The sequence below is a fragment of the Streptomyces sp. NPDC050806 genome, from assembly GCF_055586425.1.
On the sequence record NZ_JBVJIF010000004.1, the window covers coordinates 289,638 to 302,734 of the forward strand.

Annotated in this window: 10 protein-coding genes; 7 read left to right on the top strand and 3 right to left on the bottom strand. The window is 72.6% G+C overall.

Annotated features, from left to right (window positions below; all coding sequences use genetic code 11):
- Nucleotides 1-72 precede the first annotated feature (72 nt).
- The 4 genes from ACZ6WH_RS14140 to yicI are packed head-to-tail and all read left to right on the top strand — an operon-like array spanning nucleotide 73 to nucleotide 5,389.
- Nucleotides 73-1,299 (top strand): ABC transporter substrate-binding protein, encoded by a 1,227-nt coding sequence (locus ACZ6WH_RS14140; RefSeq protein ID WP_469728371.1) that lies wholly within the window; start codon nucleotides 73-75, stop codon nucleotides 1,297-1,299.
- Between the two features lie 8 nt (nucleotides 1,300-1,307).
- Nucleotides 1,308-2,207, top strand: a complete 900-nt coding sequence (locus tag ACZ6WH_RS14145) for a carbohydrate ABC transporter permease (protein ID WP_469728372.1) — start codon at nucleotides 1,308-1,310, stop codon at nucleotides 2,205-2,207.
- Between the two features lie 7 nt (nucleotides 2,208-2,214).
- Nucleotides 2,215-3,036 (top strand): carbohydrate ABC transporter permease, encoded by an 822-nt coding sequence (locus tag ACZ6WH_RS14150; protein WP_469728373.1) that lies wholly within the window; start codon nucleotides 2,215-2,217, stop codon nucleotides 3,034-3,036.
- A gap of 31 nt (nucleotides 3,037-3,067) precedes the next feature.
- Complete coding sequence (gene yicI / locus ACZ6WH_RS14155; protein WP_469728375.1) at nucleotides 3,068-5,389, top strand: alpha-xylosidase; 2,322 nt, start codon at nucleotides 3,068-3,070, stop codon at nucleotides 5,387-5,389.
- A gap of 51 nt (nucleotides 5,390-5,440) precedes the next feature.
- On the opposite strand, the gene ACZ6WH_RS14160 is transcribed toward yicI, so the two are convergent.
- Entirely contained in the window at nucleotides 5,441-6,742 is a 1,302-nt protein-coding gene (locus ACZ6WH_RS14160) for a sensor histidine kinase (RefSeq protein WP_469728377.1), read from the bottom strand.
- A gap of 164 nt (nucleotides 6,743-6,906) precedes the next feature.
- On the opposite strand from ACZ6WH_RS14160, the gene ACZ6WH_RS14165 reads away from it, so the two are divergent.
- From ACZ6WH_RS14165 to ACZ6WH_RS14175, 3 genes are all read left to right on the top strand, one after another.
- Nucleotides 6,907-8,217 carry a pyridoxal phosphate-dependent aminotransferase gene (locus tag ACZ6WH_RS14165; RefSeq protein ID WP_469728378.1) on the top strand — a complete coding sequence of 437 codons (1,311 nt, stop codon included), beginning with the start codon at nucleotides 6,907-6,909 and terminating at the stop codon, nucleotides 8,215-8,217.
- A 218-nt stretch (nucleotides 8,218-8,435) separates the two neighbouring features.
- A complete protein-coding gene (locus tag ACZ6WH_RS14170) occupies nucleotides 8,436-9,866 on the top strand; it encodes a carboxypeptidase regulatory-like domain-containing protein (protein ID WP_469728380.1) in 1,431 nt (476 codons plus the stop codon).
- Nucleotides 9,867-10,079: 213 nt separating this feature from the next.
- Nucleotides 10,080-11,918: an MFS transporter gene (locus ACZ6WH_RS14175; protein ID WP_469728382.1), complete on the top strand. Its 1,839-nt coding sequence runs from the start codon at nucleotides 10,080-10,082 to the stop codon at nucleotides 11,916-11,918.
- 101 nt (nucleotides 11,919-12,019) lie between these two features.
- On the opposite strand, the gene ACZ6WH_RS14180 is transcribed toward ACZ6WH_RS14175, so the two are convergent.
- Both ACZ6WH_RS14180 and ACZ6WH_RS14185 read right to left on the bottom strand, forming a co-directional pair.
- Entirely contained in the window at nucleotides 12,020-12,430 is a 411-nt protein-coding gene (locus ACZ6WH_RS14180; protein ID WP_469728383.1) for a hypothetical protein, read from the bottom strand.
- A gap of 272 nt (nucleotides 12,431-12,702) precedes the next feature.
- Nucleotides 12,703-13,074: a VOC family protein gene (locus tag ACZ6WH_RS14185; protein ID WP_469728385.1), complete on the bottom strand. Its 372-nt coding sequence runs from the start codon at nucleotides 13,072-13,074 to the stop codon at nucleotides 12,703-12,705.
- Between the last annotated feature and the right edge of the window lie 23 nt (nucleotides 13,075-13,097).

The window sequence follows — 13,097 nt, forward strand, 5'->3', positions numbered from 1 at the left end:
CGCGCCTCCCCTGCCCCGCCGCCTCCCCTGCCCACCGCACTCAGAGCCGCCGCCGAACGGAGAACCCACCCCATGCACTCCCGCGCAGCAAGACCCGTGCTCGCCGTGGTCACGGCGGTCGCCACGGTCGCGCTCGGTCTCACCGGGTGCGCCGCGGCGCCGGACCCCGGCACGGTCACCGTGCTCAACTCGGCCACCGACACCGCCGAACACCACAAGAACCAGAAGTTCTTCGACCGCTGCGCCCGGCCGCTGGGCCTGCGCGTGGAACAGCTCAGCGTCCCCGCCGACCAGGTGTCCTCCAAGGCCCTGCGGATGGCGTCCTCCCACTCGCTTCCCGACATCCTGGAGCTGGACGGCTCCGAACTGCCGCAGTTCGCGCTGACCGGCGGCCTGCGGCCGCTGTCCGGCCTCGGCGTGGCCGCCACGGGCTTCTCCCGCAGCGCCGTCTCCCTCGGGTCCTATCGGGGCACCCGGTACGGCGTGGCGCGCTCCGCCAACTCCCTCGCGCTGTACTACAACCCCGACCTGCTGGCGAAGGCCGGTGTCGAGCCGCCCCGCACCTGGGCGGAGCTGCGTACCACCGCGCGGAAGCTCACCGGGGACGGCACCTACGGGCTGGCCTTCAGCGCCAGCCCGGACGCCGACGGGGTCTACCAGTTCCTGCCGTTCTTCTGGTCGGCGGGCGGGGACGAGGCCCGGCTCGACGGCGGTGGCGGCGCCGCGGCGCTGGGGCTGTGGCAGCAGTTGGTGGCGGACCGTTCGGTCTCCAAGGCGGTGGTGAACTGGAACCAGCAGGACGTCAACGACCAGTTCGTCGCGGGCCGCGCCGCCATGATGATCAACGGGCCGTGGCAGGTGCCGGTGCTCGCCGCGCAGCAGAAGACCAAGTGGGCCGTCGCCACGATTCCCGTCCCGAAGGCGGGCGGCACCGCGGTCGCGCCCATCGGCGGCACCGTCATGACCGTACCGAAGAGCGACACCCCGGAGCGCGAGCGGAACGCGGCGAAGATCCTGAACTGCCTCAACTCCCCGGCGAATCAGCTCGCCTGGGGGCAGGCCACCAACAACGTGCCCACCCGCACCGCCGCGGCCCGCAGCTACGCCGAGCGGAACCCGAAGCTGGCGCCGTTCACCGAACTGGTCGCCACGGCCCGCTCCCGCACCGCCCGGGTCGGCACCCGGTGGCCCGTCGTGGGGGACGCCCTCGCGGGCGCCTTCCAGTCCGTACTGACCGGCCGGAGCAGCCCCGGGCAGGCGCTGCAACGGGCCCAGCAGCAGGCATCGGCGGGGAAGTGAGAGCGGCCATGAACTCCCTCACGCGGCGTCCCGCCCTCCTGCGCTGGCTCTTCATCGCGCCCGCGCTCGTCTACATGGCGGCCTTCTTCGGCTACCCGCTGGTCCGCAACCTGCTGATGAGCTTCCAGCACTACACGCCCACCACCTACTTCACCGGCGAGGCCCCTTTCAACGGGCTCGACAACTGGCGTGCGGTGCTCTCCGATCCGCTCTTCACCGACGCGCTGTGGCACACGGCGCTGTTCACGGCCGGGTCGCTGGCCGGCCAGTTCACCATCGGGCTGGCGCTGGCCGTCTTCTTCTCCCGGCGCTTCCGGCTCGCGGGGCCGGTCCGGGCCGTACTGCTGCTGCCGTGGCTGGTGCCCATGGTGGTGTCGGCCGTCGTGTGGCGGCGCATCCTCGACCAGGAGCACGGCGTCCTGAACAGCGCGCTGCAGGCCGTCGGCCTGGGGGACGGCACAGTGCCGTGGCTGAGCAGTCCGAGCGTGGCGCTGGTCTCCGCCGTCCTGGTCAACATCTGGATCGGCATCCCCTTCAACATGGTGATCCTCTACGGGGGTCTCCAGGAGATACCGCGCGAGCTGTACGAGGCGGCCGCGCTGGACGGGGCACGTCCCTGGCGGGCGTTCCGCAGCATCACCCTGCCGATGCTGCGGCCCGTGATCACCGTCGTCCTCGTCCTCGGCTTCATGTCCACGGTGAAGATCCTCGACCTGATCCTGGCGCTCACCGGGGGCGGCCCGGCCGACGCCACCCAGACCCTGGGCACCGTCACCTATCAGCTGTCCTTCCTGCGGCTCGACTTCGGCCAGGGTGCCGTCGTCGGCACCGTCCTCATCCTGGTCAGCGCGGTCTTCGCCGTGCTGTACCTGCGCGCGAACCGCGCCGACTTCGGCAAGGGGAAGTGATCTCGAAGTGCTCCCGACACCTGCTCGCCGGCTGCGCGGCGCCTGGAACACCGCCGCCGCGCTGCTGATCCTCGCCGTGCTGCTCTTCCCCGTGTACTGGATGGTGAACACCGCGCTGCAGCCCGCTTCGGGCATCGCCGTCGACTGGTTCCCGGGCGACCCGGGCCTGGCGAGCTTCCGGCTCGCGCTGGAGAGCCAGGGCCGGTCGATGCTCACCAGCCTGATCGTCGCGCTCGGTGCCGTCGCCGTCTGTCTGGCGCTGGCGGCGCCCGCCGCGTACGGGCTGGCGCAGTCCGCGCTGCGCGGCGGCCGCACCGTCGTCTTCACCACGCTCATCACGCAGATGGTGCCGGGCATCGTCATCGCCAACGCCCTGTACAGCGCGTACGCGGAGCTGGGCCTGGTCAACTCCTACCTCGGGCTGATCCTCGCCGACGCCTCGCTGGGGCTGCCGTTCTCCATCGTGCTGCTGCGCGCCTTCATGGTGTCCCTGCCCGCCGAGGTCATCGAAGCGGCCCTGGTCGACGGAGCGAACCGCTTCACCGCCTTCGTCCGCATCGTGCTCCCGATGTCCCGCAACGCGCTCATCACGGCCGGGCTGTTCACCTTCCTCTTCGCCTGGTCGGACTTCATGTTCGCGCTGACCCTCAACACCACCGACGACGTCAAGCCGGTCACCCTCGGCATCTACCAGTTCGTCGGGGCCCACGTCAGCGACTGGGGCGCGGTCATGGCGACGGCCGTGCTGTCCGCGGTGCCCGCGGCGGTCCTGCTGGTCGTCGCCCAGAAGTACATCGCCGCGGGCATCGCCGGCGGATCCGTCAAGTAGCCACCGCGCGACAGGGAAGGCAGCCCATCGAATGAAGTTCACCGACGGCTACTGGCTGATGCGGGACGGCGTCGACGCCTCGTACGCCACCGAGATCACCGACACCCGCGTCACGGACGACCGCTTCACCCTCTACGCCGCCGTACGCCACGTCCGGCACCGCGGCGACACCCTCAACGCACCGCTGCTCACCGTGGAGTGCTTCTCGCCCGCCGAGGGGGTGATCGGCGTCCGCGCCACCCATCACGCGGGCACGCCCGACCGGGGCCCGCACTTCGCCCTGCGCACCGCCCCGGACGGCACCCCTGCCGGCAAGGTCCACCGCGACGGCTCGCTGCTCGAACTCACCACCGGTGGACTGTCGTTGCGGGTCGACACCGCGGCACCGTACCGACTGGACTTCATCGCCGGCGACCGGATCCTCACCTCGGTGGCGGCGCGCGGCACCGGCTTCGCGACGACGCCCGACGGCGCGCACCACTCCCTCGCCCAGCTCTCCCTGGACGTCGGCGAGCTGGTGTACGGGCTGGGCGAGCGCTTCACGCCGTTCACCCGCAACGGGCAGCGCGTCGACATCTGGCAGGCGGACGGCGGAACGGCCAGCGAGCAGGCCTACAAGAACGTGCCGTTCCACCTCACCAACCGCGGCTACGGCGTCTTCGTCAACCACCCGGGCCACGTCTCCTACGAGGTGGGTTCCGAAGCGGTCGGCCGGGTCCAGTTCAGCGTGGAGGACCAGAGCCTGGAGTTCTACCTCGTCCACGGCCCGTCGCCGAAGGAGATCCTGGACCGCTACACCGCGCTGACCGGCCGCCCGGCGCTGCCGCCCGCCTGGTCGTTCGGCCTGTGGCTGTCCACGTCCTTCACCACCTCCTACGACGAGGAGACCGTCACCCGCTTCGTACGCGGCATGGCCGAGCGCGAGATCCCGCTCGGCGTCTTCCACTTCGACTGCTTCTGGATGCGCGCGTACCAGTGGTGCGACTTCACCTGGGACCCGGAGGTCTTCCCCGACCCGGAGGGCATGCTGCGGCGCCTCAAGGGCGAGCACGGTGAAGGTGACGGGAACGGGAACGGGCTGAAGATCTGCGTCTGGATCAACCCGTACATCGCGCAGAAGTCTCCGTTGTTCGAGGAGGCCGCCCGCCTCGGGTACTTGGTGCGCAGGCCGGACGGCAGTGTGTGGCAGTGGGACATGTGGCAGGCCGGCATGGGGCTGGTGGACTTCACCCACCCCGGCGCGCGCGAGTGGTACGCGGACAAGCTGCGCGGGCTGCTCGGCCAGGGCGTCGACTGCTTCAAGACCGACTTCGGGGAGCGCGTTCCCACCGACGTGGTGTGGCACGACGGGTCCGACCCGGCCCGGATGCACAACTACTACACCCACCTCTACAACCGCACCGTCTTCGAGACGCTGGCCGCCGAGCGCGGCGACGGCGAGGCCGTCCTCTTCGCGCGCTCCGCGACCGCCGGCGGCCAGCAGTTCCCCGTGCACTGGGGCGGCGACTGCGAGTCCACCTTCGGCGCGATGGCCGAGTCGTTGCGCGGCGGGCTCTCGCTGGGCCTCTCCGGCTTCGGGTTCTGGAGCCATGACATCGGGGGCTTCGAGGGCACGCCGAGCCCCGAGGTCTTCAAGCGCTGGGTGCAGTTCGGACTGCTCTCCTCGCACAGCCGGCTGCACGGCAGTACGTCGTACCGCGTGCCGTGGGACTTCGACGAGGAGGCCGTCGCCGTCACCCGCGACTTCACCCGGCTCAAGCACCGGCTGATGCCGTACCTGTACCGGGCCGCCCAGCAGGCGGCGGCCCATGGCACGCCCGTGATGCGCGCGATGCTGCTGGAGTTCCCCGACGACCCGGCCTGCCACACCCTGGACCGGCAGTACATGCTCGGCGAGGACCTCCTGGTGGCCCCGGTCCTCGGCGCGGACGGCACCGTGGAGTACTACGTACCGGACGGCGAGTGGACCCACCTGCTCTCCGGAGAACGGGTACGGGGACCCGGCTGGCGGCGCGAGCGGTACGGCTTCGACAGCCTGCCCCTGCTGGCACGCCCCGGCTCCGTCCTCCCCTTCGGGAGCGTGCCCGACAGCGCGGTCCACGACTGGCGGCACGACGTGACGCTGCGGGTGTACCGGCTCCGCGACGGCGACACGGTGACCACGCGCGTCCCGGCGCCGGACGGCGCCCCCGACGCCGTCTTCCGCACCCGCCGGGACGGCTCGGACCTCCGGGTCGAGGCGACCGGGGCCCCGGGCCCCTGGCACGTGCTCCTCACCGGGTCGGGCACCCTCCTGACCGCGGCCCCGGGCGTCCGGGAGCTGTCGGCACGCCTCGGCGGGGCGGACTGCTGACCCCGGTCCACAGGGGCCGGTGGTCCGCCGGACGGGAACCGGTACGGACCGTCAGCCGGCGGTCCGCGCCGGGGCGGGGAGCGTGGCGTGTACCTGGAAGCCACCGCCGTCCCGGGGGCCCGTCGTGAGGTCGCCGCCGGCCAGGCGCACCCGCTCCGCCAGGCCGATCAGGCCGTGGCCGCCGCTGGGCAGCAGCGGTCCCGTGCCGTCCGGGGACGCGTCGGCCGGGCGGGCCGGCGGGCCGTTGGTGACGCTCACGCACAGCGTGCTCGCCTCGTAGGCGACACGGATGTCCGTGAGCGCGCCGGGCGCGTGCTTGTGCACGTTCGTCAGCGCTTCCTGCACGACGCGGTAGGCGGCCCGTTCGACCTGCTCGGCGAGGGGCCGGGGCGCGCCCTCGCTCTGCAGGGCGACGGACAGCCCGGCGGCGCGTGAGCTGTCGGCCAGCGCGGCGATCCGGTCGACGGCGGCGCCCTCCGCTTCGGCGGGCGCCGCGGCGTTGTCCCCGTCCGTCGCCGCGGGTTCGGGGCCGGGGCCGTTCTTGAGGAGGCCCAGCATCTCGCGCAGTTCGGTGAGGGCCTGCCGGCCGGCCGTCCGGATGATCTCCGCGGCCTCGGCCGTCACCTTGGGATCGTGGGCCACGGTGGCCAGCGCGTTGGCGTGCACCACGATGAGGCTCACCTGGTGCGAGACCACGTCGTGCATCTCACCGGCGATCCGCTGGCGCTCCTCGGCCCGCGCGGCCTCCGCGAGGAGCTGCTGCTCCCGTTCGGCGCGTTCGGCACGCTCCACCAGCCCGGCGAGCACGGCCCGCCGCTCGCCCATGTACAGGCCGAGGAGGAGTGGCACGAGGACCACGAGGACGAAGTTGACCAGGACCCCGCCGAGGAGCAGCCGCGGATGCGTCCAGGACTCGGCGTCCCTGGGGAGCGCCACCAGCAGGCCCGCCACCGCCGTGATCCAGACCGTACGGCGGCTGTGCGGTCCGCGGTAGGCACCTTCGGCGTAGAACGTGAAGGGGAGGACGAAGGGCGCGAACTGGAACACCTTCGCGATCAGCGCGACCAGCAGCGCCACTTCAGGCATCCGGCGCCGCGCCAGCAGGGGCAGCGCGCTCACGGCGGCGAGCAGCAGGTTGCCCCACGGCGAAGCCGGACCCATGTACGGGTTGTTGACGCTGTTCCAGACCGAGAGGCTCAGGACGGCCGCGGAGACGATCACGTCCGCGACGGCCGGCGACCGGAGCGGGGACCGGCCGGTACCGTCCGGCGCCGTCATCCGGTGCTCCTCCGGTACGACCAGGCGGGAGCGGAGGGAGTGCCGGATGTGCTGACTGCGACTGCTGGTACTCACCCGGCGAGGATAGGCGGCGCGGCCTCCCTCTTGGGGAGCAGGTGGCACACCACCCCTCGAATGCAAATTTTCTTGCATGTATCGTCTGCCCAGCAATCGGGATTGCGTCGAACGGGCGTGCCCGCGACCCTACGGACCGATCCGCGTGAGGAGTGTGGACCGCCGTGACCATGCATTCGGCGACCTTGGCCATCGACGAGACGATTCGGGCCCGCCGCGCCGCGGGCGAGCAGGTCCTGCACCTCGGCTTCGGCGAGGCGGGGCTGCCGGTGCCCGACGACGTCGCGGCGGTACTGTCGGCCGCCGCCGGCCGCAACGGGTACGGCCCCGTCGTCGGCGAGGAGGCGGCGCGCGCGGCCGCGGCCGGGTGGTTCACCCGCCGCGGCACGGCCACCGGGCCCGAGCAGGTGCTGTTCGCGCCCGGCAGCAAGGCCCTGCTCTTCGCGCTGCTCGCCACGCTGCCCGGTGACGTGGTCCTGCCCTGCCCCGCCTGGGTCAGCTACGCGGCACAGGCCGCGCTGGTGGGCAAGCGGGTCGTGGACGTACCGGTGCCGGAAGCGGCCGGCGGCGTGCCGGATCCTGCGCTGCTGGAGGACGCGCTGGCCGCCGCGCGGGCGGACGGCGCGCGGCCCGGCGTACTGATCCTCACCATGCCGGACAACCCGACCGGTACGGTCGCCCGCGAGGCGGACGTCCGCGCGGTGTGCGCGATCGCCGAACGGCACGGGCTCGTGGTCGTCTCGGACGAGATCTACGCGGAGGTCCTGCACCCGGCGGTCCCGGACGCGGGGAGTTCGGCTGGGCCTCAGCGAACGGCGGAGCCCCGGCGCGCGCCCAGCGCCGTCCGCCTGCTGCCCGAGCGGACGGTCGTCACCAGCGGTCTGAGCAAGTCCATGGCGCTGGGCGGCTGGCGGATCGGGTTCGCGCGGGTGCCGGCGGGCGCCTGGGGCGAGCGGCTGATGCGCGACCTGACCGGGGTGGCCAGCGAGATCTGGTCCAGCCTGGCCGCGCCCATGCAGACCGCGGCCGCGCACATCCTGGCGGACCCGCCGGAGGTACGGGCACACATCGACGCCGCCCGGCGGCTGCACGGCACCGTCGCACGCGCCGTGCACGCCGAATTCACCGCCGCCGGGGCACACTGCCGGACGCCCGAGGCGGGGTTCTACCTCTACCCGGACTTCGAGCCGATACGGCCGGTGCTGGCCGCACACGGCATCACCACCGGGGCGGGCCTGGCCGCGGCGCTCCTGGAGGGGCACGGCGTCGGGGTGCTGGCGGGCGAGGCCTTCGGGGACGCGCCCGAGGGGCTGCGGGCCCGGGTGGCGACGAGCCTGCTGTACGGCGAGACGGCCGACGAGCGCCGGTCGGCGCTGCGGTCGCCGGATCCGCTGTCGCTGCCGTGGATCCAGGCGTCGCTCACGCACCTCCGGGAGGCGCTCACCGCACTCACCGCACCGGCCCGGGGCCGCTGACGCAGGACGGCGAGGGGCGGGGTCCGCGCGCGGGGTCCGCCCCCGCGCGGGCCAACCTGCTGGGCCGAGTGCAGCAAAGCGGGTGTGCCGGACCGTGCCGGCGGAGATGCCACAGCAGCGGAGAGACGGCGACCGGCTCCCGGGCGGGCCCGCACGAAGAGGGGCGCGCCCGGTGCGGGGCGAGGTCGGCGGCGTGGGCGCGGTCAGGGAAGGGCGGCATGTCCGAAACACAGCAAGAGGCCGCGGCACCGGCCGACGACGCACCGCGGCCGCGGTGGACGCACACGGCGAAGGTCCTCGTCAGCAGCCTCTGGTTCCCGGCGCTGTTCTTCTTCGGCTTCCTCTTCTGCTATCTGCTGGCCTTTCACAACCCCACACCGCACGACATCAAAGTGGCCGTCCCCGCCCCGGCGGCCGGCCAGGTGCAGCAGACGCTCGACCGGGCCGTGCCGGGAGGCTTCGAGGTGCACCCGGTACGCGGTGGTGACGCCGCCCTCCGGAGCGCGGTACGAGAACGCCGCACCGCCGGCGCGTACCTCCCGGACCCCGACCGTCCGGCCCTCTACACCGCCAAGGCCGGCGGCTTCGAGATCGAGGCCGTGCTCCAGCAGGTGTTCACGCCGATCGCCGAGCACGGCGGCGGCGCCCTCGAGCAGATCGAGCTCGCGCCCACCGCGCCCAAGGACGCCATGGGCACCAGCCTCTTCTATCTCTGCCTGGGCCTCACCATCCCGTCGTACATCATGGTGATGATGATGCTGCGGGCCACCGTCCTCAGCCGCTGGAAGAAGGTCGTCACGTTCGTCGTCGCCGGCGCCGTGATGGCCGTGGCCGCCTTCTACATCGCGCTCGCGATGGACTGCATCGTGGACCGGCCGGTCTGCCTGCTGTACATGTTCATGCTGAGCCTGGGCGTCTCGCTGACCTGCTACGGACTGGTGCCGTTCGTCCGGCAGTTCTTCCCCGGGGTGGCCATCGTCGTCTTCGTGCTGCTCTCCATGCCGGCCAGCGGCGGCGCGATCCCGGTCGAGATGGTGCCCGCCTTCTTCCGCTGGCTGCATCCGTACATGCCGCTGGGCAATCTGGTCGAGGCGCTGCGCAACGAGATGTACTTCGACGGCGTCGAGCTGTTCCGCCCGCTGCTGGCGCTGAGCCTGTGGATCGTCGCCGGTGTCGTACTGATCTGCATCGGCTACTTCTGGGAGCGGCACCGGGTACGCGTGGCACGCTCCGGCGGGGACGCGGAGCTGACCCCCTCCGACCTGGAAGAGGCGGTGCAGGACCCGGCGCTGGAGATGCCCCATCCGATGCCGGTGCGCGCGGCCACGCACTACATCGGGGCGTCCGAGCCGATGCTGACCGGACGCATCCGGGACACCGGGGAGCAGCCCCTGCACGGTGTGCTGATCACCGTGACCACCACCGACGGACGACAGCTGACGCGCACCCGCACCGACGAGCGGGGCGCGTACAGCGTCACCGGACTGCCGGAGGGCTTCGTCAACATCGTCGCCGGCGGGCCGCGCCGCATCCCGTCCATCAAGCGGGTGTACGTCAGGGACGGCACCGTCGCCCACCAGGACTTCGTGCTGCGGCCGCGGCCGCCGGAGCAGCCGCCGGGTTCCGCGGGAGCCTCCGCCACGTCCTGAGCGGGAGCACAGGGCAAAAGGGGCGGGCGATGTGAGCGACGTAATGGAAGGGTCAAGACTTCCCTTCGTACGATGCTCCTCGGAATACCCGTGCGCGCGGACGAGTTCGTTCTGCACGTACGACACACGCTCACCGGTGGGCCCGTCAGCGGGCCCACCGGCTGCGTGCGTACGCCACCGCCCGCCCGCTCCCGTCCCCGGAGGTCCCAGGCAATGTCCCAGACGATGGCTCAACGACGCACAGGCGGAGTCGTCCTCGTCCTTGCCTTCGCCGGCATCGCGGTCGCCGTGATGCAAACGCTGCTCGTACCGGTCATCAAGGACCTGCCCACCCTCCTGAACACCGCACCGTCGAACGCCACCTGGGTCATGACGTCCACGCTGCTCGCCGGCGCCGTCGCGACCCCGATCATGGGCCGGCTCGGCGACCTGTACGGCAAGCGGCGCATGCTGGTCAGCAGCCTCGCGGTCATGGTCGTGGGATCGCTGGTCTGCGGCTTCACCAGCGACCTCCTCGTGATGATCGTCGGCCGCGCGCTCCAGGGCTTCGCCATGGGCGCCATCCCGCTCGGCATCGGGCTCATGCGCGACGAACTCCCCCGTGAGCGGCTCGGTTCGGCCCTGGCCCTGATGAGCTCCTCCATAGGCGTCGGCGGCGGGCTCGCGCTGCCGGCCGCCGCCCTGATCGCCCAGCACGCGGACTGGCACGCCCTGTTCTTCGCCGCCGCCGGCCTGGGTGTCCTGTCGATCCTGCTGACGCTGGTGGTCGTACCGGAGAGCGGTGTCCGGGCCGAGGGCCGCTTCGACGTCGCCGGCGCCCTCGGGCTCTCCCTCGGTCTCGTCCTGTTCCTGCTGCCGATCACCAAAGGAAGCGACTGGGGCTGGAGTTCCGGTACGACGCTCGGCCTCTTCGCCGCCGCGCTGGTCGTGCTCCTCCTGTGGGGCCTGATGGAGCTGCGCATGAAGGCACCGCTGGTCGATCTGCGTACCACCGCGCGCCGCGAGGTGCTCCTCACCAACCTCGCCTCGATCATGGTCGGTGTCGCGTTCTACGCGATCTCGCTGGTGCTGCCGCAGCTCCTCCAGCTGCCGGCCGCCACCGGCTACGGCCTGGGCCAGTCCATGGTGGTCGCGGGGCTGTGCGTGGCACCGCTGGGCCTGACGATGATGTTCACCGCGCCCGTCTACGCCCGGCTGTCGGCGCGGTACGGCCCGAAGCTCACCCTCATGCTCGGCATGCTGATCATCGCGATCGGTTACGGCGCGGGGCTCGGCCTGATGAGCGCCGCCTGGCAGACCATCGTCATCTCTGTCATCGTCGGCGCCGGCATCGGCCTCGCGTACTCCTCCCTCCCGGCGCTGATCAACGGTGCGGTCGACCCGTCCGAGACGGGCGCGGCCAACGGCCTCAACACCCTGATGCGTTCGATCGGTACGTCCGTGTCGAGCGCCGTCATCGGCATGGTCCTCGCCAACACCGCGCACCACGTGGGAAGCGCGGCGGTCCCCACCATGCACGGCTTCCGCGTCTCGTTCCTCATCGCCACCGCGGCGGTCGCCCTCGGCCTGCTGCTCGCGGTCTTCCTGCCGCGCGGCCGGCAGATCTCCGCACCGCAGATGCTGGCCAGCAGCGAGGACGAGATCAGCCGGCAGCAGCAGTCCGGTGCGGCGATTCCGACGCCCGCGCAGCAGTCCGGCGCGGCGATCCCGGCGCCCCGCACGGCCTCCGCGACCCAGCCGGTGCCGGCGACGCGGGCGCCCGCCGCCGGATTCCGCGGCCGCGTCCTGGACCCGGCCGGCCTCCCCGTCGCCCGCGCCCGGGTGGCGCTGATCGACCGGCACGGGCGCCGGGCCGGTACGGCGCTCACCGGCCACGACGGCCGCTACGCGGTCGCCGTCCCGGACGGCGGCGCGTACGTCCTGGCCGCCATGGTCGCCGGCCACTCCCCGCGGGCCTCGGCGGCCGTGCACCACGGCGAGGACCGCCCGGTCGACATCGACCTCGTCCTCTCGACCGCCGCGGCGGAGCGCGGGGCGGCGGTACAGGGGTAGCAGTCGGGGCGCCGGCGTCCGACCGGGCCCAGCGCATACCGGAAGCGGCCGGACGTCGACACTGCGACGCCCGGCCCCGGTTGCTCCCCCGCGGCGCCCGGTTACTCCCCCGTGCCGCCGGGCACGGGCTCGGCCGCTCCCCGGGGGCACGCCTTGATCAGGCGCAGGCCCGCGCTCTGCAAGGGCGCCAGGTCCGGCGTACGGCCCTCGGCCAGCGCCACGCGTACCTGGCCCGCCGCCTCGCGGACCGCGGCGGCGGCCTGCTGCACCTCCGCGCCGGCCGACCGCTCCGTCAGCTCACCGGCCGCCTTGTCCAGCGCATCGACCGCCGCGTCCGCCTCCTGGTCGAGGGCGGACTCCAGCACGGCGTGTTCCAGGTCGCCAATGGCGTCGGACACCGCGAGTGCGAACTTCGCACACCCCACGGCCCGGTCCTGGCCCTCCGTCGGCTGACACCCCACGAGCAGGGCTGCCGCCAGCACCACCGCCGCGGCGCTCGCCATCCGCTGCATGTCGTCACGTCCCTCCGGTGAACCGTCCCCCGCTTCGCGAAGAGCAGGCCGGCGCGCGCCGGACACGGCCGCATCCTACGAACGGCGGCCGCGCACCGGGAGGGCATTTTCCGCGCATCCGATCAGCGCCGGGCAGAGGGCACATCTCCAGCCATCGCCCGGCGGCACACGTTGCGGTTGCGACGACCTCTACTACCTCCGCGCGTCGGTGATCCAGCCGTCCGGCCGAGGAGCCGAGCCGGAGGGCCCGGCCTCCGGGCCCTCCAACTGCTCTATCCCCCGCCGACCAGGCAGAAGGGATGCCCGGCGGGATCCGTGAGCACCCGCCACCGCGCCTCGCACGGCTGGTGCTCCGGCTTCCCGGCCCCCAACGCCAGCAACCGGGCCTCGGACTCGTCCAAGTCCTCGACGGAGAAACAGAGATGGAGCTGCTGCGGAATGATCTGGTCGGGCCAGGTCGGCGCCCGGTGATCGCTCACCCGCTGAAAACCGAGGACCAGCCCGTCCCCGTCGCGGAGCGCCGCGAATTCCGCACCGGACTCCGGATGCGGTGCGAGCCCGGTCGCCTGCTGGTAGAACGCCGCCAGCGCCAACGGGTCGGGACAGTCGAGCGTGATCGCGGTAAGCCTCATCAGCGGCGGCATGGCACCTCCGGGCCGGTGAACGG